Raw genomic sequence first — 24,246 nt, forward strand, 5'->3', positions numbered from 1 at the left:
GCCCGCCTCGGAGGATCAGCCGCCGATCTTGCCGGCGGCGAACTCCGCGCCGTCCTGGACGTCGCCGTTGCGGGCGTAGGAGAGGTGCGCGGAGAAATTGTTGCCACCGCCGCAGACCGGGTCGCCGGTCGCGCAGAACTCGACCGCCCTGTCCGCGAACTCCGGCGCGGCCCGGGCGATCGTCTGCCGCCGGATGCCCAGCGGGTTGCCGTAGACGACCACGGCCGCCACCCGGTCGCGCAGCGCGGCCGGGATGGCCTCGCCCTGGGTGCCGGCGCCGCGGATGCCGATGGCGATGTCGGTGACGGAGGCGCCCTGCGAATATCCGCCGATCACGAACTGGGTCTCCGGGCAGCTCTGGGCCACCTGCTGGATGTGCTGGGTCATGTTGGTGGCGCCCGGCCCGGCGCTGCGCTGATTGCTCGCGGCCGCGTAGACGACGGCGAACGAGCCGACCGACTGGTTCGGCAGTTCGTCGGCGAGCGCCTGAGCCAGCGGACGCCCGAGGATGCCCAGCCCCTGCGGCTCACCGGTGCCTCGCGCGAACACCAGCTCCACATCGGAACAACCCGCGCCGTTCTGACCACCGGCGTTGCCACCGCCGGCGTTGCCACCGGTGTTGCCACCCGCGTTGCCGCCCGTGTTGCCGCCGCCGGCGTTGCCGCCCTGGCCGAACCGGGCCCGCAGCCGTTCGATGAACGAACCGCCGCCCGCGCTCGCGGACGAACTGCCGGTCGTGCCCGCGAACGCCTGCGGCGTCACCACCGCGCCGGTCGCCACCACAGCGGCACAGATACCGGCCGTCAGGAAGCGCCTGCTCTTCCTGGCCCCCACACGCCTTCTCGCCATTTCCTTGCCCTCCTTCATCCCCGCAATCGACCATCGGCCGGCTGCTACAGGCGAGTACGGCCGCAGCCTGTGCGCCGGATCGGACCCGTACGAGGGAGAAATGACGCGGCATTGATTTAATTGCATATCGCCTGTTCAGCGCGCTGAGACGGCCATCTCACGATGCTCCGGGAATGGCTCGCGACAAACGTGAACGACTGATCGCGGGAAAGCGACCAGCCGTTCACCGAAGGGGAATGCTCATGCGCTGCGGCACATCAAGGAGTTGTGTCACCGGACGCGCGAGGCGACAGTTACCGGGCGCCTGAACGCCGGCGGCGAGGCGCGGTGTTCTGGACCGCGGACCACCGCAACGAGAAGCGGCGGTGTGGGTCGGGACCGCCCCACACCGCCGCGCTTCTGCTACTGCCGATTCTTGGCCTACCGCTGCCGCTTCTTACTCTCTCGGCCTGCCGCTGCCGCCTGCCGCTCCGGCCTGCCGCTGTTGCCTGCTGCTCCGGCCTGCCGCTGCTGCCTCTAGCTCTTGGCCGGGCCGCTGCTACTTCTTGGAAGCCGGGGCCGCGCTCTCGCCGGCCTCGTCACCCGCGCCCGCTTCCTCGCCGGCACCGGCCTCTTCACCAGCGCCGGCTTCCTCGCCCGCGCCGGCCTCTTCACCGGCACCAGCGTCCTCGCCGGCACCGGCTTCCTCACCAGCGCCCGCGTCCTCGCCGCCGAGGCCGGCCGCAGCCTTGGCGTCGGCCAGCGCCAGGCAGGCCTGCAGCAGGCTCTGCTGCGCGGAGGCGACAGCCTTGGCCGCAGCAGCGGCCGCGTCACCAGCGCCGGCCTCTTCGCCCGCGCCCGCTTCCTCACCGGCACCAGCCTCTTCACCCGCGCCGGCCTCTTCACCAGCACCGGCCTCTTCGCCGGCGCCCGCTTCCTCGCCGGCACCCGCCTCTTCACCAGCGCCCGCGTCCTCGGCCGCACCGGCCTTCTCGCCGGCCGCCTTCTCGCCCTTCGCGGCGCCGGCCTTCAGGGTCTTGGCCCACTTCTTGGCCTGAGCCTTGTTCTGGGCCTTGGCCGCGGGAGAACCGGCCGCAGCCTCCTCGCCGGCTTCCTCACCGCCGCCAGCGGCAGCCGCCGCGTCGGCCGCGAAAGTGTCGCAGGCAGCCACGAACGTCGCGGCGGAAGCGGCGGCCGCGTCGCCGGGCGCCTGCTCCTCGGCCGGGGCGAGCTCCTCGCCGTCGCAGACCACCGCGCCGGCGTTGACCTGCACGTCCGTGCACTGCGACACGTCGAACTGCTGACCGTCCACAGTCACGAGGTCCACAGCTTTGGTGTCGGTGGCGGCCGAAGCCAGCTGCACCCCGGCCACACCCATGGCGACAACCACGCCCGCGACCACCACCGCGCCGATTGTCTTACGCCGGTTGCCGTCGTTCCCTCGTCGGTACGTGCGGGACCTCATGACCACTCCTCGTCGTCGGACGTCGATGTCACCGGTGTTGCGGGCCAGTACGGCGCTCACCCGCCGCCCGGTTCAACGCCCTTCCCCACCAGACCCCCCAAAACGACGCTTGCAGGCCAGCAAATGCCCAGCTCAGACTGCCTGCTAGAAAATCTTGAAAATTAGCGCGCCGCGGGGCAGCGACCGCCTCCCTCGCCCACAGAGAGGACGGCGATGAGCACCTCCGGCCGGGGCCTGGTCCACCCACCCACGAGACAGGCCGACGCTCGTGACAAGTTGGCGGTGGAGCCGGGCCCTGATCTGCCTACGCCGTTTCAACCAGCGCCGGCCACGTCGGCGCGCAGTCCCGTATGTGACGCCGGTCGGGCAATGCCCGCCGGTCACGGTCACGACAGAAGGCGAAAGTGTCAACGGTGACCCCGCGCGGAATAGATTTTCCGGAATGACCCGACGCCGTTATCTCATGACGGCGTCGGGTCACAGCACGGGTAAGAAGCTGCGCGCAAAGCCCGGATTGTCAGCTCCAAAGAGTACTGGTCTCCTGGCCGCCACTTCTCCGGCGCGACTGCCGATGGTGGCAGCCGCACCCGACCTGCTTTCCCAGCGACAGAGCTCTACAGGGATGATGCGCCCTCGAAACGCTTCCTACGCCACGGTGGCGCTTTTCCATGCTGTGGCCCTGGCCGCAAAGGCCAACCGGTATTCCTCGGCCAGCTGCGGCAAGCGGCCCAGGTACCAACCTTCGTCGCTGCTCATCGCGACGGTGATCCCGGTCGACGACCCGTTGTCGTCCAGGGTTATTTCAGCCCTCATCGGCAACCGGGACGCGAGATCGGACTGAAATATTCCCCATAGCCTCAGTCGGAGCCTGGATCCGAAATGCGCCACAATCTTGCTTGCGGACGAATGGTCGACGGAACCCTTCGACAGTTCCACCTCTGCCACCATTCGCGCGAAGACCTGCTCTACAGGTAAAGGCGCGCCCCACTGTTCCACAAAGACGTATGGTTTCTTGAGAGCGGCCATCGAGGGAGTATAGGGTCCGACACGCCGATCCGCCGCCGGGCAAGGTCGGCATCGAAAATGGACCGGCTCCACGAGGCGGCGCGGTGCGGAGTCGGCGCACCGATGCCAGATAACGGCCGAAATCGCGGCACCTCGATGGTCCCGGCACTCGACCGCGATGGCATCACATCACGGGCCATGGGCGGACCGACTGGCAGGAATCGAACGCGGGCCGGTGGCGGCCGGCCCGCGTTCGCCCGGATCAGATGGCCGGTGTGTCGGCCGGCCGCAACGTCGCCCAGCCCTCGTCGCGCGCCCGCGCCGCCGCGAGCAGACCGCCCACGGCCGCCGCGTTGGTGATCTCGCCGCGCGAGATCATGGCCACGGCCTCGTCGAGGTCGATCCAGGCGATCTCGAGGTCGGCTTCCTCGTCCGTACGCTCGTAGCGCTCGTCCTCCCGCACCGGCGTCAGCTCCCGGGCCAGGAAGATCCGGATCGTCTCGTCGGCGAAGCCCGGCGACGTGTAGAGGTCGATCAGCAGGTGCCACCGGCCGGCCCGCAGGTCGGCCTCCTCGGCCAGCTCGCGGGCGGCCGCCACTTCCAGACCTTCACCCTGGACGTCGCGCAACCCGGCGGGCAGCTCCCACAGCCGCTGCCCCACCGCGTGCCGGTACTGCTTGATCAGCACGACCCGGCCGACCTCGTCGAGCGCGACCACGCCGACCGCGCCCTTGTTCTGCACGACGTCGCGCTGGGCGGTGCGCCCGTTGGACATCGTCACCTCGTCGGTGAAGACGCTGAAGATCGGGCCCTCGTACTTGGCCACCCGCGAGCGCGTCTCGTGCTGGAACGAGGTCACGACGCTTCCACCGGCAGCTCGTCCGCCGCCGCGTACCCGATGGCCGCCTTGACCAGGCCGTCGAAGAGCGGGTGGGGACGGGTGGGCCGGCTCTTGAGCTCGGGGTGCGCCTGCGTCGCCACGAAGTACGGGTGGGTCGCGCGGTCGAGCTCGATGAACTCGACGAGCCGGCCGTCGGGCGAGGTGCCCGAGAAGACCAGGCCGGCGTCGGCCAGCTTCGCGCGGTAGTCGTTGTTGACCTCGTAGCGGTGACGGTGCCGCTCGGAGATGTCGGTCGAGCCGTACACCTCGGCGACGATCGAGCCTTCCTGCAGCGCGGCGGGGTAGGCGCCCAGCCGCATCGTGCCGCCCAGGTCGCCCTTGCCGGCCACGATGTCCTCCTGGTCGGCCATCGTGGAGATCACCGGGTAGGGGGCCTGCTCGTCGAACTCCAGGGAGTTGGCCCCGGCCAGCCCGGCCAGGTGCCGGGCGGCGTCGATCGTCATGCACTGCAGACCGAGGCAGATGCCCAGGATCGGGATCTGGTGCTCCCGGGCGTACCGGGAAGTGTTGATCTTGCCCTCGATGCCGCGGACGCCGAAGCCGCCGGGGATGACGATGCCGTCGACGCCCTTGAGAGCCGCGGCCGCGCCGGCCGTGGTCTCGCAGTCGTCGCTCGGCACCCAGCGCAGCTGGATCTTGACGTTGTTGCCGAAGCCGGCGGCCCGGATGGCCTCGCTGACCGACAGGTAAGCGTCGGGCAGGTCGACGTACTTGCCGACGAGCGCGACGGTGATGGTGCGCTTCGGGTGGTGCACCCGGTTGAGCAGGTCGTCCCACGTCGTCCAGTTCACGTCGCGGAAGGACAGACCCAGCCGCCGTACGACATAGGCGTCCAGCCCCTCGCGGTGCAGCACCTTGGGAATGTCGTAGATGCTGGGCGCGTCGGGCGCGGCCACCACGGCCTCACGGTCGACGTCGCAGTAGAGCGCCAGCTTGTGCTTGAGCTTCTCGGGGATCTCGCGATCGCTGCGGCAGACCAGCGCGTCGGGCTGGATGCCGATGTTGCGCAGCGCCGCCACCGAGTGCTGCGTCGGCTTGGTCTTGAGCTCGCCCGACGGGGCCAGGTAGGGCACCAGCGAGACGTGCAGGTAGAACACCCGGTCGCGGCCGACCTCGTGGCGCACCTGGCGGATCGCCTCGAGGAACGGCAGCGATTCCATGTCGCCGACCGTGCCGCCGACCTCGGTGATCACGACGTCGGGCTTGCGGCCGCTCTCGTCGGGGTCGGCCATCGCGAAGATGCGCGACTTGATCTCGTTGGTGACGTGCGGGATGACCTGGACGGTGTCGCCGAGGTACTCGCCGCGGCGCTCCTTGGCGATGACCGCCGAGTAGACCTGACCGGTGGTGACGTTCGCCTTGCCGGACAGCGACCGGTCGAGGAACCGCTCGTAGTGGCCGACGTCGAGGTCGGTCTCGGCCCCGTCCTCGGTCACGAAGACCTCGCCGTGCTGGAACGGGTTCATGGTGCCCGGATCGACGTTCAGGTAGGGGTCGAGCTTCTGCATGACGACCCGGAGCCCGCGCGCGGTCAGAAGATTACCGAGGCTGGAGGCGGTCAGGCCCTTGCCCAGCGAGGAGGCGACGCCCCCGGTGACGAAGATGTGCCGCGTTTCGCGCACTGATGAGGCCAAGGCCCTGCTCCCGTGGTCGCCTGATTGTGACTGCGGCCGGGGCCTGGGCCCCATCCACGGGAGTCCACCGTAACACCTGCGGCGACGGCCGCACGTTCGGCCTGCTCGCGACGCGTGTCCGCAGTCACGCGATTACACACCCCGAACGGGTGAAGCGGTAGGTTCCGGCTCGCGCAAGCCTGGCCCGCCGGGGCCATCCGTCTCCCCTTCGGGCCGCGTACGGTCGGCCGCGTGCTGCAACACGCGGAGCGCGGTGAGCACCGCAGTCGGCACCGCTGCGGCCGCCGCGGCCCCGGCGACGGTCAGCGCCGATCCGTTGAGCACGCCCGCGATCAGGGTCGCCACCGTCACCCCGGCGCCGGCCGCCCGCAGCGCCGGATGCAGCCCGAAGAGCCGGTTGAGGCCGCCCCACGGGGAGAACTGGCAGAACGCCAGCATCAGCACCCCGGCGATGGCCAGGATCGTCAGCGGGCTGTCCAGCAGCGCCTGCCCGTTGGCGGTGGCGGTGCGCTGCATGGCCGGCCCGGCGGTGCCGTTGCCCAGCTCGGTCAGCAGCCGTCCGACGATGCCCTGGTCGGCCGCCGGGCGGCGCAGGTCGACCACCGCGAAGGCGATGGTGACGGCCAGACCGGCGAGCGCGGCCCAGGCGAAACGGGGGAAGGTCAGCCAGCCGCCGGTGGTGATCGCGGCGGCCACGCAGACGCCGGCCGTCACGGCGATCGCGCCGACCGGGTCGGCTCCCATGTAGGGGCTGCCGACGACGACCACGCCGATCCCGCCGAGCAGCACGACGACGACCGGGCGCCACTGCTTGGTGACCCACTGGGCCAGCGAGCCGGCCAGCACGAGCAGCCCGGTGACGAAGACGCCCAGACCCACGCCGCCGACGCCCGCGTACCGGCCGCCGAACACCGCCGAGTAGCCGGCCACCCCGTTGAGCTGCAGCTGGGCGCCGGTGAGCAGATCCAGCCCGACGACCAGGGCGCCGATGGCGGCGACCGCGCCCATCGGCCACAGGGTGCGCCCGTACCGGGGCGCGAACCGCACCAGCGCGGTGCCGATCACGATGAACAACCCGGTGACGCCGCCGAACACCCAGGCCGGGTGGCCGAACCGCCACCACGGCGTCGCGTCGGCCAGCAGGGCGGCCGGGATGGCCAGCGCGGCGGCGATCAGGGCCAGCTCGAGGACGGCGACCAGCCGCGCCGGCGGCAGCGCCGGGCCGCGCGGCCCGGTGTGCCGGCGCGCGCGCACCATCACGGGGACGGCCAGCAGGAACAGCAGGATCTGGAGCCCGGCCAGCACCTTGAAGAAGATGCCGGCGACCGCGTTCTGGGCCAGGGCCCGCTGGTCGGCGTTGTGCACGCCCAGCATCGCGTCGGCGACGTCGGCCGGCCGGTCCTCGACCACCGTGGCCGGTCGTCCGGCGAACAGCTTCTCGGGGGCAGGCCGGCCCAGCGCCGTGAGCACCGTCGGGGCCAGGTCGATCAGCTGCAGGTAGCCGTCGCGGCCGGTGCCGGCCGAGGTGAGCCAGCCGCCGTTCCAGCCGTCCCCCTCGGCGATGGCCACGTGCAGGCGCGCCGGGCGCTCGGTGTCGGACACCCCGGCGATCAGCAGCAGGGAGCGGGGCGGGCGGGCCGCGACGACCCGGGCCAGGGTGGCGTCGGCCGCGCGCACGGCCTGCTGCCGCTGGTCGCCCGAGCCGGACACCGTGCCCAGGTCGACGACGCTGAGGTTGCACTGGGTGAGCAGGCCCGCGGGGTCGGCGGGCAGCGACGGCCGGTACTTGTCGACCCGGCCGAACGGGCGGGCGGCGGCCATCGCCGCGGGCGGCCCGAAGGCGTAGGTGCAGCGCACCGACTCGGCCAGGGCGCCGGGCACGGCCCCGTACGGCAGCCGGTCCTGGTTGTTCTGCACCACGGAACGCTGCTCGGTGAGGTTGGCGCCGATGTCGTCGGGCTGGGTCAGGGCCGGCCCGGCGGGATCGCACCGGCTGCCCGTGGCGCGCCGGGGCCAGGCCGCGTAGTTGCCCGCGCCGAGCGTGAGCCACCCGTCGGAGGGACAGGTCACCCGCATCGCCGAGCGCACCGACAGCCAGCCGATCGAGCCCTTGGTCGCCTCCTGCCACAGCGTGGGCGTGCGCTGCGGGTCGAGGTCGTCCCAGCGCAGGCCGGCCGATGCGGCCACGATCACGTAGTCGGCGCTGCCGGTGTTGTTGTCGGCGGCCGGGCGCACCGCCAGACCGGCCAGGGAGGCCACCGCGATCAGCCCGACCATCAGGTAGGGCACCCAGGCCGCGGTCCGCCGCCCGGCCGGCGCCGACACGCGGCGGACCCGGCGGAACCGGTCGAGGGCCTTCACCGGGCGCTCGTCACTTCGGCGTACGCGGCCAGCACGTCGGCGACCGTGTCGGCCTCCCGCGGCCAGGTCGCCGCCTGCTCGGGCCCGCGGGCCGCGTAATCGGCACGCAGCGCCGGGTCCGAGAGCATGTCGCGGACGGCGTTGTCGAGCGCGTCGACGTCGTCGGGCGGGATCAGCACGGCCGCGTCACCGACCAGCCCCGGCAGCCCGCCCACCGCCGTGCTGATCAGCGGGACGCCCGACTCGAGGGCCTCCTGGGCGAACAGCTGACGGGCCTCCCAGTCGCTGGTGATGACCGCGAGGTCGGCCCCGAGCAGCAGGTCGGCGACGTCGTTGCGCCGCCCGAGCAGGTGGAACGGCGCGTGCTTCCGCGACGCCCGCTGGGCCAGGAACATGTAGCTGGGGCCGGACCCGGCGACCACGACGACCGGCGCCGGGTCGAGCTCGCGCCACCGGGCCGACGCGTCGACCAGCAGGTCGTAACGCTTCTGCGGGTGCAGGCGGCCGACCGAGAGGATCAGCGGCGTCCGGGGGCGCAGGCGGAACTCGGCCCGCACGGCCGCCCGGGTGCGCCTGGGCAGCGGCAGGGCCGGCGCGGCGACGGCGCCCAGGCGGGCGTGCCGGGCGCCGAGCTCGGTGGCCCGCTCGACGAGGTCCTCCGAGGCGCCCAGCGTGAGCGTGGCGCTGCGGGCGACCACCCTCTCGACCAGCAGGGCGGCCTGCCCGCGCAGCCCCTTGCGGGACAGCACGGCGTTGTGCCAGGTGACGACCAGCGGGGTGCCGGAGCGGGCGAGCTGCGCGACGAAACCGGCCCGGAAGCCGTGCGCGTGGACCACGTCGGGGCGCCGCGCGGCCAGGGCGCCACGGAGCCGGCGGACGGCGTTCGCGTCCTGCGGGCCCGGGCCGGCCGGGATCTCGACGGGGACGAAGGTGGCGCCGGCGGCCGCGAAACCGAACAGCTCGTCGGTGGCCTCGGGACCGCCCACCAGCACGTCGCAACCGGCCGCGACCAGGCCGCGGGCCAGCGAGGCGACGTGCTGGCCGACCCCGCCCGTGCTGGAGGCCAGCACCAGAGCCACCGAACCACGCCAGTCGTCGCCCACGAACTCCCCTTTTTTTCGTCAGGCCGCACGGCGCCGCAGGCGGCGGACCAGCGGCGCCAGGTCGTGCCGGGCCGGCAGGTAGGCGACGCCCACGAACACCACCAGCACGGCGAGCCCACCCAATATGCCTTGCACGATGCTGGGAACAGCCTGCGGGGTGTCGCCCCCCAGCCCGGCCAGACCGGCCACGACCGCCCGGCCGGCCAGTGCGGCGAGGCCGGCCGCGACCAGGGTGATCAGCGTGGTGCGTCCAAGACCGTCGAGCGCGCCGGAGCCGGCGTGCCGGCGCACGGCGACGACCAGCATCAGTCCGATCACCGACATGGCGACGGCGTTGGCGAGGCCCAGGGTGAGAACGTCGTCGCCGATTCCCGAGAGGGCGAGGGCCACCCCGGCGCCGACCAGCCACCCGGCCGCGGTCGAGCCGGCGGCGGCGACCGTCGCGCCCCGCGCATAGAGAGCCCGGGAGAGCAGCGCGAAGAGCGCGTAGCCGAGCAGCCCCGGGGCGAAACCGGCGATGCCGGCCGCGGCCGGGGCGGCGCCGATCAGGTACGCCACCGGGCCGGCCAGGGCGACCAGCGCGGCGGCGCCCAGCCCGGCCAGCAGCATCACCGACCGCGCGGTGCCCGACAAGGCCTTCCGGTACGCCACCTCGTCACCTTGATCGGCCGCGGCCGACAGCGACGGATACACCGCGGTCGCCACCGGCACCGCCAGGACCGCCCAGGGCAGCAGGAACACAGTCTGGGCGGCGTTGTAGAGCGCCAGCCCGCCACTGGCGGTGAGCGCGATCGCCACGACGATCATCACCTGTTGCGAGCCGACCGTGACCGCGCCGGCCCAGCCGAGCCGCACCGCCCGGCGGCCCTCGTCGCCGGGGAAACGCAACGTCCACCGCAGCGGCAACCGCAGTTTGACGAGCGGGATCAACAGGCAGAGCGCCAGCACCGCGACCCCGGCGGTGGTGCCGTAGGCCAGGATCAGCTCGCCGGAGCGGCTCAGCCCGGCGAAGCCGGTCTCGACGCCGTCGACCGACGCGTAGGCCAGGTAGGCGCCCATCACGGTGACGCTGGACAACAGCGGGGCGATCACCGGCCAGGCGAACCGGTGGTGGGCCTGCAGCACGCCGGTGAACACGATGCCCAGCCCGTAGAGCGGCAACTGGAAAGCGAAGACCCGCAACATGCTCGCCGCAGTCTCCTGATGCTCGACCGGCACGCCGGGCAGCAGGCCGGCGATCGGGCCGGCCAGCACGAAGACGAGGATCGCGAGCGGCACGAGCAGCACCTGGACCCAGCCGAGCAGCGCCGAGGCCACCGCGCCGACCCGCTCACGGTCGCCGGCCACGACCGCGCCGGCCAACAGCGGCACCACCAGGCTGGCCAGCGCGCCCCCGGCGACCAGCTCGAAGATGATGTTGGGGATCGTGTTGGCGGCGTTGTAGATGTCGCCCAGGTCGCCGTGGCCGACGGTGTGCAGGAAGACGAAGGTGCGCCCGAACCCGGCGATCCGCGCGACCACCGTCAGCACGGTGATCAGCACCGCGGCGCCCGCTATCCGCGCAGCCGGACCCGCGGCGACGCCCCGCTTCTCGCCGAGCTCGCTCCCGCGGCTGTCGCTCACGCCTGCGGCGGGCGGCGGCCCAGCTCGTCGACGTAGCGCAGCCACGGCGTGTCCCGGATGACCTTGGTGAAGCTGACCTTCTCGCTGGCCGCGGTGAGCGCGCCGAGCACGGTCAGCGCGGCGAGGCGCCCGGCCGGCCCGCTGCGCGCCACCAGAGCCACGCCGAGCAGCGCCCCGAGCGCGTTCGCCCCGGAGTCGCCCAGCATGATCTCCTCGCCCAGGTCGTCGGGGAGAAGCGCCGCCGAGGCGCCCAGCGCGCCCGCGGCCAGGCCGCCACCCCGGCCCACGGCCAGCGGCGCGCCGATCATCATCCCGGCCTTGATCGCCCGGCCCGGCCGCAGGTCGAGCAGGTTGACCAGGTTGGCCAGACCGGCGATGACCCCGGCGCCGACCAGCACGTCGGCGGCCCGCCCGGCCCGGCCCGGCCGGCGGCTGCCGATCAGCGAGCTGGCCACCAGACCGGCCGCCCCGACCCCGGCGATCTTCACCAGGCCGCTGGTGACCCGGCCCTCGCGCAGCGCGCCCAGGTGACCGGCGAAGCCCTTGGCCGATTTCTGCTCGGGCCGGTTGCCGACGATGTCGTCGTAGAGGCCGACCGCCCCGGAGACCGCGCCGGCCGTGACGATGGCGGCGCTGAGCCGGCCGCCGGGCGCGCCGAGCGCGGCCGCCGCGGTCGCACCCAGGGCGAGCGCGGGCCCACCGGCCAGCGTGACCGTGCGGCCGTGGAAGTTGGTGCGCTCCAGGGCGGCGGCGTGCTGGTCGCGGCGGATCCAGGCGAGGGCGGCTCGGGCGACGGCCGTGCCGACGCTGAACGACCGGAAACTACTAGAGCCTCCCCGCGGCGGAAAACCGAAAGGAACTGAAGCATTGGCCATGGCTGCGAAGTCTAGAGACCGACCGCTAGGACGCGGCCTTGGGCACCAGCGAGGCGGCGCCCGCGGCGAGACCGTACTGACCGACCTTGTTGTCGACCACCCGCTCGACGGTAGCCATGCCGGTCGCGACCTGGCCGTCGGCGGTGCTCGCGTTGTCCACCGTGGAGATCGCCTTGACCAGCGTCGGGTCGCCACGCACGGCCGAGATCAGGTTGCCCTCGCCCACGCCGACCCCGGCCACCACCAGCGGCCGGTTCTTGCTCGTCTCGTTGGCCATGGTGACCGTCGACTGCGACTTCTTGGCCGCGTCCTTGTCGACGGCCGGCGCGCCGCTGATCATCACGGTGGCCTCGGCCCCGCCCACGGCCTTGTCGTCGACGGCGATGTAACCCTGCTCGCTGTACGCCGTCAGCACCGCCGTCACATCACCGGCGGCCGGCTGGGTGGTGGCGGCGCCGGTGCGCTGCAACAGCGCCAGCGCCAGCTGGGCGCTGGCCGTCTCGACGCCGTCGCTGTTCAGCGGCACCAGGTTGATCGGGATCGTCGGCTGCGACGACGCGTTGGCCAGGTCGAGCAGGTCGAGCCCGACGGCCGGGTCGAAGAACTTGTCCTGCACCGTGACCTTCGCCGTGATCGTCGCGCCGGCGATCGTCAGCATCGTGATCACCTTGTCGGCGTACTGGTCGGTGCCCGGCAGGGCCAGCACGGCCAGCTTGCGCCCGGCCAGCCGGCCGTTGAGCACGGTCGGCGCGAGCTCGGTGGCGAACTCCTGGCTGCGGTTGATCTCCTCGCGGTACTGGTTGATCTCGTCGCGCTTGTTGCCGAGATCCTTGTTCAGCGCGGTGATCTGACTCTTGAGGTTGTCGGCCACCGGACCGTTGAGCGCGGCGGTGCCCACGACCAGGCCGATGGCCAGGGCCAGGAAGACCGCGGTGAGCGACACCACGTGATACCGGAAGTTGATCACGACACAAGCCCCGTCGTCAGAAAAGATGCCCGAGCTGGAAGACGAGATTGTCCCACCACTCGGAAACCACGGTCAGGTATGCCTTCCCGACCGTCGACACGGCCACCGCCGAAGCCATCGCGGCGGTCGCCGAGAGGACCAGGAGCAGCAGCGCCGAGCCGGAGATGTTCTGCTTGTAGAGCCGGCTCACGCCCTTGGCGTCGACCAGCTTGCCGCCGACCTTGAGCCGGGTCAGGAACGTCGAGGCCATGCCGCCGCGGCCCTTGTCGAGGAACTCGACCAGGTTGGCGTGCGTGCCCACGGCCACGATCAGCGTCGCGCCCTTGTCGTCGGCCAGCAGCATCGCCAGGTCCTCGCTGGTGGCCGCGGCCGGGAAGGTCAGCGCGGCCACGTCGAGGTTGTGCACCCGCTCGAGGCCCGGCGCGCGCCCGTCGGGATAGGCGTGCACGACCACCTCGGCCCCGCAGCGCAGCACGTCGTCGGTCACCGAGTCCATGTCCCCGATGATCATGTCGGGGGTGTAGCCCGACTCGACCAGCGCGTCGGCCCCGCCGTCGACGCCGATCAGCACCGGCTTGTACTCGTGGATGTAGGGCCGCAGGACGTCGAGGTCGTCCTTGTAGTCGTAACCCCGCACCACGATCAGCACGTGCCGCCCGGCGATCCGGGTCTGCACATCGGGCACGCCCACGCCGTCGAGCAGCAGGTCACGTTCCTGCTTGAGGTAATCCATGGTGTTGGCCGCGAACGCCTCGAGCTGTACCGACAGGCCCTCACGGGCATCGGCCATCGAACGCGCCACGGTCTCGGCGTCCTGCCGCACCCCGGAGGCGACCGGCTCACCGTCGAGCAGCACCGTGTCGCCCTCGATGACCACCGAGGCGCCCTCGCTGAGCCGCTCGAAGACCTCCTCGCCGAGGTCGTCGATGAGCACGACGCCGTTCTTGATGAGCACCTCGGGGCCGAGGTTGGGATAACGGCCCGAGATCGACGGCTTCGCGTTGAGCACGGCGGACACGCCGACGGCGACGAGCGCATCGGCCGCCACCCGGTCGATGTCGACGTGATCGATCACGGCGATGTCACCGGGACGCAGCCGGCCGGTCAGACGCTTGGTCCGGCGGTCGAGGCGGGCGGTGCCGGCGAGGGCATCGGGATCGGTGCTCCGCGCGCGGCGCAAAGTGGGAAGTCGCATCACGGCCATCCTGACATGCCGCGTCACCCGCCTGGCACGCGACATGCGCGATCTCACCCACAAAAGGGGCATTCGCCCCGCTAGTCCCTCTCAGCCATGGTGCCATGGCCGAACGTGCTGGTCAGGCCCTTTTCTCGCGCCCCGCGACCGCGAGCAACTCTTCCGCGTGAGCAATGCCCAGATCGGAGTCGGGCAGCCCCGCGAGCATGCGCGACAGCTCGCGCGCCCGCTCGGTCTCCTCGACGATCCGCACCCCGCTCGTGGTGATCGCCCCGCCGGTGTCCTTGGCGACGACCAGATGCCGGTCGGCGAACGCGGCGACCTGCGGCAGGTGGGTCACCACCAGCACCTGATGGGTGCGCGAGAGCCGGGCCAGCCGCTTGCCGATCTCGACCGCGGCCTGCCCGCCGACCCCGGCGTCGACCTCGTCGAACACCAGCGTCTCGGGACCGCCGGCCCCGGCGAAGACGACCTCGATCGCCAGCATCACCCGGGACAGCTCACCGCCCGACGCGCCCTTCTGCAGCGGCAGCGACGGCGCGCCCGGGTGGGCCAGCAGCCGCAACTCGACCTCGTCGGCCCCGTCCGGACCGACCGGCAGGTCGCCGGCGGTCGGCTCGTCGCGGCCGGCCACCCGCGGGACGACCGCGACCTCGACCTTGGCGTGCGGCATGGCCAGGCCGGCGAGCTCGACGCTGACCGCCTCGGAGAAACGGCCCGCGGCCTCGGTGCGCGCCTCGGTGAGCCGGGCGGCCAGCTCGCCGACCTGGACGGCCAGCCGCTGACGCTCCTTGTCGAGCTCCTCGAGCAGCTCGTCGGACGAGTCGAGGGCGGCCAGCTTGGTGCGGGCCTCCTCGGCCCAGACGATGACACCCTCGACGTCGTCGGCGTACTTACGGGTGAGCGCGCGCAGCGCGGCCCGGCGCTCGTAGATCTCCTCGAGCCGGGCCGGGTCGGCGTCGAGACCGCCCAGATAGGCCGACAGCTCGGCCGAGACGTCGCCGACCAGGGTGGCCGCCTCCTCGATGCGCCCGGCCAGCTCGCCCAGCATCGGGTCGACCGCGGCCTGCGCCTCGAGCGTGCGGCGGGCCGTGCCCAGCAGCTGCGTCGCGTCGGGCGCCTCGTCGGTCACCTCGATGCCGCCGGCCAGCGCCTGGGCGGCCAGCGCGGCGGCCACGCGCAGTCCCTCGGCGTGCTCGAGCCGCTGCACCTCGGCGCGCAGGTCGTCGTCCTCGCCCGGCTGGGGGTCGACCCGGCTGATCTCGTCGAGGCCGAGCTTGAGCAGGTCGGCCTCCTGCGAGCGGGTCCGCGCGTTGCGCCGGCGGTCGGCCAGGTCGTCGACCACGGCCCGCCACCGCCCGTACGCCTCGCGGTAGGTCTCCAGAAGTTTCTCGTGCTCGGGACCGGCGAAACGGTCGAGCGCGCCGCGCTGCTCGGCCGGTCGCAGCAGCCGCAGCTGATCGGACTGACCGTGCACGGCCAGCACCCGCTCACCCAGATCACTGAGCATCGACACCGGCATGCTCCGGCCGCCGACATGGGCGCGGGAGCGGCCCTCGATCGTCACCGTGCGGCTCAGCAGCACCGAACCGTCGTCGTCGATCTCGCCGCCCGCGTCGGTGATGCGGGTGCCGACCTCGTCGGCCAGCTTGCCGCCCAGCCGCAGCCGGCCCTCGACGACCGCGCGGCCCGGATCGGCCCGCACACGTCCCGCGTCGGCCCGGCCGCCGAACAGCAGCCCCAGACCCGTCACCACCATCGTCTTGCCTGCACCGGTCTCACCGGTGATGACGTTCATGCCCGCCGTCAGCCGCAGCGTCGTGTCGTCGATGACGCCGAGCCCGGTGATGCGCAGTTCCTCCAGCACACGGCAGACAGTATCGGTGCCCCCCGACATTTGCCCACCGGCCGTGCTTCCCGCGGGGAAAACCGGGCGGTACCGAACCGCCGATCAGCGTCGATTGCCGCGCCAGCCCTCCACCGGCAGGGCGAACTTGGCCACGAGCACGTCGGTGAATGGCCTGGGCTGCAGCCGCACCAGGCGTACGGGGAGCCGGCCGCGCTCGACGGTGACCTTGGCCCCCGGTGGCAGGTCCCAGGTGCGGCGACCGTCACAGCAGAGCACGGCGAAAGAGGTGTATGGGTCGACGGTCAGCGCGAAGGTCGACGTCGGGGCGGTCACCAGCGGCTTGCTGAACAGCGCGTGGGCGCTGATCGGCACCAGCAGCAGCGCCTCGACCTCGGGCCAGACCACCGGGCCGCCGCCCGAGAACGCGTAGGCCGTCGAGCCGGTCGGCGTCGCGCACACGACACCGTCACAGCCGTAGCGGGCCAGCGGGCGGCCGTCGACGTCGACCAGCAGCTCGAGCATCTGCGCGCGCTGGCCCTTCTCGACGCTCACCTCGTTGAGCGCCCACGACTCGGCGATCACCCGGCCGCCGTACTCGGCCCGCACGTCGAGCGTCAGCCGCTCGTCCACCTTGTACGCGCCCTCGACGACGTCCTTGACGGCCTCGTCGAGGTGGTCGATCTCGGCCTCGGCGAGGAAGCCGACCTTGCCCAGATTGATGCCGAGCAGCGGCGCCTTGACCGGGCGGGCCAGCTCGGCGGCGCGCAGGAACGTGCCGTCGCCGCCCATCGCCAGCACGATCTCGACGTCGTCGGCCGCGTGCGGGCCGTCCACCGTGGTCACCTCGGGCGGCAGATCGAGGTCGGCCACCTCCTCGGCGATCACGCGGACCTGGAAGCCGGCGGCCAGCAGGTCCTGGGCGACCGTGCGGGCGTGCTGCGTGCTCTGCCGCCGGCCGGTGTGCGTGACCAGCAGGGCCGAGCGGGTCATGAGTCCTCCAAGGGGGCGGCCGTCTGCTCCGGCCCGGCAGAAGCTACCTTGCTCCCCGGCCCGGCGGCGACAACTTCTTCGATCTCCGCTCGATCGGCTGGCGGCGCGTCCCGGCGGAACCACACGAAGAACTCGACGTTGCCGCTCGGCCCCGGCAGCGGGCTCGCGGTCACCCCGGCCACCCCGAGACCGAGCTCGGCGGCGGCCGTCGCCACGTCCAGCACCGCTTCGGCCCGCAACGTCCAGTCCCGTACGACCCCGCCCGCACCCACCCGCTCCTTGCCCACCTCGAACTGGGGTTTGACCATGAGCGCGAGGTCGCCGGCGGGCGCGGTGCACCCGGCCAGCGCGGGCAGCACCAGCCGCAGCGAGATGAACGAGAGATCCGCCACAGTCAGCTCGACCGGGCCGCCGATCGACTCGGGCGTGATCGCCCGGACGTTGGTCCGCTCCATCACGACCACCCGCTCGTCGGTGCGGATCGGCCAGGCCAGCTGGCCGTAGCCGACGTCGACGGCGACCACCTGCCGGGCGCCGGCGCGCAGCAGCACGTCGGTGAACCCACCGGTCGAGGCGCCCGCGTCCAGGCAGCGGCGACCCTCGACGACCAGGCCGCGCGGGCCGAACGCGGCGAGCGCCCCGGCCAGTTTGTGACCGCCGCGCGACACGTACTCGGTGGCCGGGTCCTCGCCGGTGACGATCACCGGGTCGGCCGGGTCGATCATCGCGGCCACCTTGCGGGCCACCGTGCCGCGCACCTGCACACGGCCGGCCTCGACCAGCGCGGCGGCCTGCTCCCGCGAGCGGGCCAGCTTGCGGCGCACCAGCTCGGCGTCGAGCCGGGCCCGACGGGCCATCAGCGCCTCACCGGTCGATGCTCGCCAGGGTCTCCTGGAGAACCTGGTGGGCGGCCTCGTACTCGGCGATCTGCTCGGACGGCGCCAGCCGGGCCGCGTTCTCGAGCGAGCTCAGCACGGCGTCCACGGCCGGGTGGCCGGTCTCCCGCACGATCTCGCCGGTGGCCTCGTCGACCGCCGGCGGCAGGCTGACCGCGACCCCCTGCGGGGCGACCGGCTGCACCGGCGGACGCGGCACCGGCGGGGGCCCGGGGCGGAAACCCCCGGGCATCGGGCCGGGCTTGGGGAAGGTCATCGGCTCACGCCTCCGGCCGCGGCTCGGTCGGGGTCACCGGGGGCAGCTCGGTGGCGGCGGCCGCGTCCCGGACGCCCGCGGTCGGCGACTCGGCGGTGCCCGCGGGTGCGCCCGGCGTGGCCTTCTTGGCCGCTTTCTTCGCCGCCTTCTTGGCCGGCGGCTCAGCGTTCTTGGCCGGGGCCGCCTTGGCCACCGCCTTCTTGGCCACGGTCCGCTTGGCCGCCGCCTTCTGCGCCGGCGTGCCCTGCTGCTCGGCCTCCACGGTGGCCGGAGCGACCTTCGCGGTGGCCCGCTTCCCGGCCGGGATCACCTCGTCGGGCGGCGGGACGGCCTTGGCCGGCGCCTTCTTGCCGACCGCCTTCTTGGCCACCGCCTTCTTGGCCGGGGTGTCGGTGCGCGGTGCGGTGTTGGCCGGTGGCTGCGCCGGGGTGGTGCCGGCCGACGGCATCGCGTTGGGCACCGCCTTGGCCACCGCCTTCTTGGCCGGGCGCGGGATCGGCGCCGGCTCGTCGATCCGGGTGCCGCCCACTCCCGCGCTGGGAGCGTCGGCCGACACGCCGCCCTGGGCGCGCGACTCCGCGTCCCGCAGCTGCCGTTCCAGATCCCGTACGCGGTCGGTCAGCTCGGTGACCTCCTCGGCGGTGGCCAGGCCGACCACGCCGAGCGCCTTGTCCACCTCGTAGCGGACGATGTTCGTCAACGCCTCACGGTTCGCCATACCGGCCGACAGCAGATCGTCGACCAGGCCCTGCAACTGCGCGGCCGTGGCGCCGCCACGGTTCACCAGCTCGCCCGCAACCTTCTGGGCGCGCTTACGCGGTGTCTCGGTCAGTCCGAGCGCCATCTCCAGATACGCCCGCCATGCGTCCGGCATGTTCCGCTCCTCTCACGGCTCGTCGGGTGCCACGCTACCGGGCGGTTCGCAGGACTTCGTGAGGTACGGTGCGGTACGCGTACCGGGTGTCGTGAGGAAAGGGAACCGATGGCCACCGTGGACGAGTGCCGGCAGGCATTGCACGACCTGGCGGCGAGGCTGGAGCGCAACGCGGAAACGCGCGGCCGGCTCGACTTCGACCGCACGCTGGCATGCCGCGTCACCGACCTCGGGACGGCCTTCCACGGCCGGCTCACGGGCGGGACGCTCACCGACATCGCCGACGGCGACGACCCCAAAGCCAAGATCGCGCTGATCGCGGCCGGCGACGACCTGCTGGCCTTGATCGCCGGCAAGCTCGACGTCACCCGGGCCATCGCCAGCCGGCAGATCCAGATCAAGGCCAACCCCTTCGACCTGCTGAAATTGCGCAAACTCCTCTGACGCCGCGAAGTCGTCTGCTGCTCAGCGTCCGATGTGCCCCAGCGCGGGCATCCGCCAGCCCGCGGCCAGCCGGGACGGGTGCAGGTTGACGCCGCCGCCGAAGAACTCGGTGAACTTCATGATGAGCGGGTCCCAGCGCAGCGGGTCGACGTGGGCCGTGCCGGGGATCAGCAGGCGGTCGTCGACGTGGGTGCGAAGGACCTCGATCTCGTACGCCGTGGCGTGCAGATCCCCGGTGAGGCCGTGCGCGCGGACGACCCGGCCCTCCAGCTGGATCGGGCACTCGGCCACCCGCGGCGGCGCGACCAGGACCGACGCCTGTGCGCTCAGGCCGCCGAGCGTGAACTTGTCGGCCACGTACCGGTAGCCCTGCTCGGCCTTGGCCGCCGGCACGTCCGGCCGTCCCGTGGTCATCGCGATCCGGTCGACCGCCGCCACCAGCGCCGACGAGGGCAGATTGAGCACGCACTCCCGCTCGCGCCGCAGATTCTCGGCCGTGCGGCTGCGGTCACCCATCCCGAGCATCGCCGTCTGACCCAGCCACCAGGCCGACGACATGGGTGCCAAGTTGGCCGTGCCGTCCACGTTGAGCGTGCTGATCAGCACGACAGGAGTGCCGAAATAAAGAACCTTGAGACCCGGTACGACATGCATGCCCCATGCTGACCCGCCGGCCGGTCCCGGGGCTGGCGGCTTTCAGACGTCGCGTCCCCGCGGAGGACGCCGTGCCCACGGGTGTCGGGTCCGTTCCGACCGGATCCCGGACGTCGCATCGGAGCCGGCCGGTGTCCGGGTTTTGCATCCGGGCACCGGCCGGGCCGGGCGAGCAGCGTTCAGAGGCCCCAGGACTTGAGCAGCCCCCGGGCGGCTTCCGAAGCCGGCTCGATGCCGGTCGACGGCACGCCGTTCCAGGTGGCCGCGCACAGCAGACGCAAGGCGACGACCGGATCGCCGGCGCCGTCGAGGGTGACCGTTTCACCCTCGCGGGCGACCCGCCAGCCGCCCGCCTCGTCCGCGGTCAGCGGCACGGCGGCCTCCTCGGCCGGGCGGAACAGGCCGGACAGGTCCGCCGCGACGAACGTGGGACGGCGGGACTCGTCGGCGGCCAGCAGGTCGGCCGGGCCGCTCACCCCGGTCAGTACGAGCAGGCTGTCCATGCCCGCCCCGACCGCGCCCTGGATGTCGGTGTCCAGCCGGTCGCCCACGGCCAGCGGACGCTTGGCCTGCGACTGCGAAGCGGCCGTGGTGAACAGGGCCGGCTCGGGCTTGCCGACCACCAGGTCGGGCTCCCGGTCGAGCGCGGTGCGCAGCACGGCGACCAGCGAGCCGTTGCCGGGCAGCGGACCGCGCGGGCTGGGCAGGGTGCGGTCGGTGTTGGTGGCGACCCACATCGCACCGGCGCGCACCGCTAGGGAGGCCTCGGCCAGGATCTGCCAGCCCACCTCGGGGCCGTAGCCCTGCACGACCGCGACCGGCTTGTCGCCCAGGCTGTCGACCGGGGTCAGCCCGGCGTCGGTGACCTCGTCCCGCAGCGCGTCCGCGCCGACCACCAGCACCGGCGAGCCGGCGGGCAGCTTCTCGGCCAGCACGGCGGCCGACGCGCCGGCCGAGGTGAGCACCTCGGCCGGCTGCGCCGGCACACCCATGCCGGTGAGCAGGGTGGCGACGTCGGCGGCGCGACGCGACGCGTTGTTCGTCGCGTACGCCACCGGCGTCTTGCGCTCCCGCAGCCGTTCGACCGCCTCGGCGGCCCCCGGGATCGGCTTGTCGATCAGGAAGACGACGCCGTCCAGGTCGAAGATGACCAGGTCGTAGCCGGCCGCGAGATCGCCGCTCACTCCTTGGGCTGCTTCGGCTCGCTGACGAACTCGTCGCCCTCGTCGTCCTTGCCGGCCGCCTTCACGTCGCCGCCGGCCGCCCGCTCGCGCTGCTCGTCGGCCAGGTCCTCCGCGTCGGCCTCGAGCTCCTCGGCCACGTCCTCGACGGCGACCGGGTCGGTGTTGACGTCGGTGTCCGCCGCGGCGACCGGCTCGTCGTCGTCGAGCTCGCCGTCGCGGGCGGCAGGCTCGTCGTCCGTTCCGGCGGCTAGGTCGTCGTCGAGCTCGCTGCTACGGGCGGCAGCCTCGTCGTCGTCCTCGTCGTCCTCGTCGTCGAGGTCGTCGTTGCGGGCGGCGGGCTCGTCGTCCTCGTCCTCGTCGTCGAGGTCGTCGTTGCGGGCGGCGAGGTCGTCGCTGTCCTCGTCCTCGTCCTCGTCCTCGTCGTAGTCGTCGTCTTCGTCGAGGGCCGCCCGCTCGTCCTCGTTCTCGCCGGCGGTCGTGCCGCTGCGCTGGTCACCCTGGGCGGAGTCGACGTCCTCGTCCTCGAGCGTCACACCGTCGAGCTCGAGCAGGCGCTCGGCCGCGTCGGTGAGACCCTCGTCGTCGGCCGCGGCGGCCCGGGTGAACCACTGCCGGGCCTCCTCGCGCTTGCCGGCGGCGAGCAGGGCATCGGCGTACGCATACCGCAGGCGCGCGGCCCACTCGGCGTCCTCATCGGTGTTGAGCTCGCGCACCTGCAGCATCGACACGGCCGCGTCGTGCTGGCCGAGGTCACCGCGGGCGCCGGCCGCCACGATCAGCAGCTCGATCGCCCCGGACTTGTCCATCTTCTCGACGTCGGCGCCACGGTAGAGGTCGATCGCCCGCTCCGGACGGCCCAGCGCGCGCTCGCAGTCGGCCAGCTCGGCCAGGTGCGTCTGCAGCCCGGTCATCCGGTGATAGGTGCGCAGCTCGGCGATCGCGGTCGTCCAGTCCCCGGCCGCGTACGCCGCCAGGCCCACGGCCTCGCGCACCACGGCGATGCGGGACGCCAGCCGCCGTGCGGCGATCGCGTGCTGGAGCGCCAGCTCGGCGTCCTCGTCGATGATCTGGCCGGCCGCCACGAGGTGCCGCGCGACCTTGTCGGCGATCTCCCGGGCCAGCGACAGCAGCTCGGTGCGCACCTCCTTGTCGAGGTCGGCGGCCTCGATGTCCTCGGGGATCTCGGGCGCCACGAAGGCCTGGTGGTCGTCGCGGTCCCGCTCCTCGTTGGCGGGGTGCCGGCTCTCCCGGTCGTCCCGGACACCCGGCGCCCGGTCCTCGCGACCGCGGAAGCCACCGTCACGGGGCCCACGGTCGTCGCGGTCGCGGAAGCCACCCTCACGCGGGCCGCGGTCGCCGCGGTAGCCACCACGGTCGTCACGGTCGCGGAAGCCGCCGCCCTGCGGACGGTCACCGCTGGGCCGGTCCCCCTGCGGGCGGTCGCCCTGGGGACGGTCCCGGAAGCCACTGCCGCCGCGGTTGCCCGGCCGGTCGCTCTGCGGCCGGTCCCGGAAGCCGCCACGGTCCTGGAAACCACCACGGTCGCCACGGTCCTGGAAGCCGCCACGGTCACGGTCGCCGCGATAGCCGCCCGAGCCACCGGAGCCGCCCTGGAAGCTGCCGCGCGGGCCACCGGTCTCGCGGTCGCCGCGGTAGCCACCCTGCGGACGGTCACCGCCGCGGAAACCGCCACGGTCGTCCCGGCTCGGTCCGCGGTCCTGGTAGCCGCCACGGTCACGGAAGCCACCGCCCTGGGGACGGTCACCACGGTCCTGGAAGCCGCCACCCTGGGGACGGTCACCACGGTCCTGGAAGCCGCCACCCTGGGGACGGTCACCACGGTCCTGGAAGCCGCCACGATCGCGGTCCCGGAACCCACCGCCCTGCGGGCGGTCGCCGCCGCGGAAGCCGCCACGGTCGTCCCGGCTCTGACCACGATCGGACGAGCCGCCGCGGTAACCCCCCTGGGGACGGTCACCCCGGTCCTGGAAACCGCCACGCTCGCGGTCGCGGAAGCCACCACTCTGCGGACGGTCACCGCGGTAGCCGCCACCGGTGGGACGGTCGCCGCTCTGCGGGCGGTCGCCACGGTAGCCACCGCTCTGGGGGCGGTCACCGCGATAGCCACCGCTCTGGGGGCGGTCGCTGCGGAAGGCACCACTCTGCGGGCGGTCGCCGCGGTAGCCGCCGCCCTGCGGACGGTCACCGCTCTGCGGACGGTCGCCACCGCGGTAGCCACCGCTGGTGGGACGGTCGCCGCTCTGCGGGCGGTCACCGCGATAGCCACCACCCTGCGGGCGGTCGCCACGGTAGCCACCACTCTGAGGACGGTCGCCGCGGTAGCCGCCGCCACCCTGCGGACGGTCACTGCGATAGCCGCCACCCTGCGGACGGTCACCACTCTGGGGACGGTCGCCGCGGTAGCCACCACCGGTCGGACGATCACCGCTCTGGGGACGGTCGCCGCGGTAGCCACCACGGTCGCGGTCGCCGCCGGTCACGCCACGCCGGTCGCCGCCCTGGTAGCCGCCACCACCGGAGTAACCGCCACGGTCACGGTCACGGTCACCACCCCGGTAGCCGCCCCGGTCGCCACCACCGGAGTAGCCACCCCGGTCGCCGCCGGCGGAGCTGCCGCGGTCACGGTCACCACCGCGGAAGCCGCCACGGTCGCCGCCGCGGAAGCCACCGGCGGAACCGCCGGACGAGCCACCACGGTCACGGTCGCCGCCTCGGAAGCCGCCGCGGTCACCACCGGAGGAGGCGCCGCGGTCACGGTCACCGCCCCGGTCACCCCGGAAGCCGCCGCGGTCGCCCTCGCGACCGCGTCCGCCTCGGCGCTCGTCGTCGCGAGGGGCGGAGCCGCCCTCGTCCTGGGGTCCAGTAGTCACGGATCAATCCTTCCGATACGGCCGGCCCTCCTGGCGTGGCGGGCTTGCCTCGACGTTCAAACTACTCGGGTACGAACAAACAAAAGCAGCCGAGGGCCGACCCCGATTTCGGGGCGGCCCTCGGCTGTCACGTTGAGTCCGGCGGCGTCCTACTCTCCCACACCCTCCCGAGTGCAGTACCATCGGCGCTGGAGGGCTTAGCTTCCGGGTTCGGAATGAGACCGGGCGTTTCCCCTCCGCTATGACCACCG

At 72.9% G+C, this 24,246-nt stretch carries 19 protein-coding genes, 1 rRNA gene and 1 pseudogene; 1 reads left to right on the forward strand and 20 read right to left on the reverse strand.

The features are described 5' to 3' along the window. Nucleotides 1–15: 15 nt before the first annotated feature. From HJC40_RS43295 to HJC40_RS43370, 16 genes and pseudogenes are all read right to left on the reverse strand, one after another. Complete coding sequence (locus HJC40_RS43295; RefSeq protein ID WP_250009656.1) at nucleotides 16–849, reverse strand: cutinase family protein; 834 nt, start codon at nucleotides 847–849, stop codon at nucleotides 16–18. Nucleotides 850–1,387: 538 nt separating this feature from the next. Next, a complete protein-coding gene (locus tag HJC40_RS43300) occupies nucleotides 1,388–2,293 on the reverse strand; it encodes a hypothetical protein (protein ID WP_250009657.1) in 906 nt (301 codons plus the stop codon). 645 nt (nucleotides 2,294–2,938) lie between these two features. After that, nucleotides 2,939–3,319: a hypothetical protein gene (locus tag HJC40_RS43305; RefSeq protein ID WP_250009658.1), complete on the reverse strand. Its 381-nt coding sequence runs from the start codon at nucleotides 3,317–3,319 to the stop codon at nucleotides 2,939–2,941. A 241-nt stretch (nucleotides 3,320–3,560) separates the two neighbouring features. After that, entirely contained in the window at nucleotides 3,561–4,157 is a 597-nt protein-coding gene (locus tag HJC40_RS43310; protein ID WP_250009660.1) for an NUDIX hydrolase, read from the reverse strand. Continuing rightward, nucleotides 4,154–5,833, reverse strand: a complete 1,680-nt coding sequence (locus tag HJC40_RS43315; RefSeq protein ID WP_250009661.1) for a CTP synthase — start codon at nucleotides 5,831–5,833, stop codon at nucleotides 4,154–4,156. Before HJC40_RS43315 ends, HJC40_RS43310 begins: the two co-directional genes overlap by 4 nt. A gap of 132 nt (nucleotides 5,834–5,965) precedes the next feature. Then, the gene (locus tag HJC40_RS43320; RefSeq protein WP_250009684.1) at nucleotides 5,966–8,110 is read right to left on the reverse strand and encodes a hypothetical protein; all 2,145 of its coding nucleotides are present in this window, start codon (nucleotides 8,108–8,110) and stop codon (nucleotides 5,966–5,968) included. A gap of 80 nt (nucleotides 8,111–8,190) precedes the next feature. Continuing rightward, nucleotides 8,191–9,297, reverse strand: coding sequence for a glycosyltransferase family 4 protein (locus HJC40_RS43325; RefSeq protein ID WP_250009662.1), 1,107 nt, complete (start codon nucleotides 9,295–9,297; stop codon nucleotides 8,191–8,193). After that, nucleotides 9,224–10,920 (reverse strand): annotated as a pseudogene (murJ, locus tag HJC40_RS43330) (murein biosynthesis integral membrane protein MurJ); the annotation flags it as partial. The pseudogene murJ and the gene HJC40_RS43325, both read right to left, overlap by 74 nt. Next, nucleotides 10,917–11,795, reverse strand: a complete 879-nt coding sequence (locus HJC40_RS43335) for a hypothetical protein (protein ID WP_250009664.1) — start codon at nucleotides 11,793–11,795, stop codon at nucleotides 10,917–10,919. The gene HJC40_RS43335 and the pseudogene murJ, both read right to left, overlap by 4 nt. A 25-nt stretch (nucleotides 11,796–11,820) precedes the next feature. Further along, nucleotides 11,821–12,762, reverse strand: a complete 942-nt coding sequence (locus HJC40_RS43340; protein ID WP_250009665.1) for a copper transporter — start codon at nucleotides 12,760–12,762, stop codon at nucleotides 11,821–11,823. Nucleotides 12,763–12,778: 16 nt separating this feature from the next. Next, nucleotides 12,779–13,957: a putative cytokinetic ring protein SteA gene (gene steA / locus HJC40_RS43345; protein ID WP_250009666.1), complete on the reverse strand. Its 1,179-nt coding sequence runs from the start codon at nucleotides 13,955–13,957 to the stop codon at nucleotides 12,779–12,781. Between the two features lie 121 nt (nucleotides 13,958–14,078). Then, on the reverse strand, nucleotides 14,079–15,824 hold the full coding sequence (gene recN / locus HJC40_RS43350; protein ID WP_250009668.1) for a DNA repair protein RecN: 1,746 nt from the start codon (nucleotides 15,822–15,824) through the stop codon (nucleotides 14,079–14,081). A gap of 84 nt (nucleotides 15,825–15,908) precedes the next feature. Beyond that, nucleotides 15,909–16,796 (reverse strand): NAD kinase, encoded by an 888-nt coding sequence (locus tag HJC40_RS43355; protein WP_250009669.1) that lies wholly within the window; start codon nucleotides 16,794–16,796, stop codon nucleotides 15,909–15,911. Further along, the gene (locus HJC40_RS43360; RefSeq protein ID WP_250009670.1) at nucleotides 16,793–17,653 is read right to left on the reverse strand and encodes a TlyA family RNA methyltransferase; all 861 of its coding nucleotides are present in this window, start codon (nucleotides 17,651–17,653) and stop codon (nucleotides 16,793–16,795) included. Before HJC40_RS43360 ends, HJC40_RS43355 begins: the two co-directional genes overlap by 4 nt. Nucleotides 17,654–17,660: 7 nt before the next feature. Beyond that, nucleotides 17,661–17,948 carry a hypothetical protein gene (locus tag HJC40_RS43365; protein WP_250009671.1) on the reverse strand — a complete coding sequence of 96 codons (288 nt, stop codon included), beginning with the start codon at nucleotides 17,946–17,948 and terminating at the stop codon, nucleotides 17,661–17,663. 4 nt (nucleotides 17,949–17,952) lie between these two features. Further along, the gene (locus HJC40_RS43370; protein ID WP_250009672.1) at nucleotides 17,953–18,822 is read right to left on the reverse strand and encodes a phasin family protein; all 870 of its coding nucleotides are present in this window, start codon (nucleotides 18,820–18,822) and stop codon (nucleotides 17,953–17,955) included. A gap of 108 nt (nucleotides 18,823–18,930) precedes the next feature. Between HJC40_RS43370 and HJC40_RS43375 the strand changes: the two genes are divergently transcribed. Further along, complete coding sequence (locus HJC40_RS43375) at nucleotides 18,931–19,266, forward strand: SCP2 sterol-binding domain-containing protein (protein ID WP_250009673.1); 336 nt, start codon at nucleotides 18,931–18,933, stop codon at nucleotides 19,264–19,266. A 21-nt stretch (nucleotides 19,267–19,287) separates the two neighbouring features. Here HJC40_RS43375 and HJC40_RS43380 read toward each other — a convergent pair whose 3' ends face one another. The 4 genes from HJC40_RS43380 to rrf form a co-directional block, all read right to left on the reverse strand. Next, on the reverse strand, nucleotides 19,288–19,920 hold the full coding sequence (locus tag HJC40_RS43380; RefSeq protein ID WP_250009675.1) for a flavin reductase family protein: 633 nt from the start codon (nucleotides 19,918–19,920) through the stop codon (nucleotides 19,288–19,290). Between the two features lie 179 nt (nucleotides 19,921–20,099). Next, on the reverse strand, nucleotides 20,100–21,104 hold the full coding sequence (locus tag HJC40_RS43385) for an HAD-IIA family hydrolase (protein WP_250009677.1): 1,005 nt from the start codon (nucleotides 21,102–21,104) through the stop codon (nucleotides 20,100–20,102). Next, the gene (locus HJC40_RS43390; protein ID WP_250009678.1) at nucleotides 21,101–23,995 is read right to left on the reverse strand and encodes a hypothetical protein; all 2,895 of its coding nucleotides are present in this window, start codon (nucleotides 23,993–23,995) and stop codon (nucleotides 21,101–21,103) included. Before HJC40_RS43390 ends, HJC40_RS43385 begins: the two co-directional genes overlap by 4 nt. Nucleotides 23,996–24,131: 136 nt before the next feature. Continuing rightward, nucleotides 24,132–24,246: ribosomal RNA gene (gene rrf / locus HJC40_RS43395) — 5S ribosomal RNA — on the reverse strand; the annotation flags it as partial.

The sequence above is a fragment of the Actinoplanes sp. M2I2 genome (assembly GCF_023544445.1).
Lineage (GTDB): Bacteria > Actinomycetota > Actinomycetes > Mycobacteriales > Micromonosporaceae > Actinoplanes.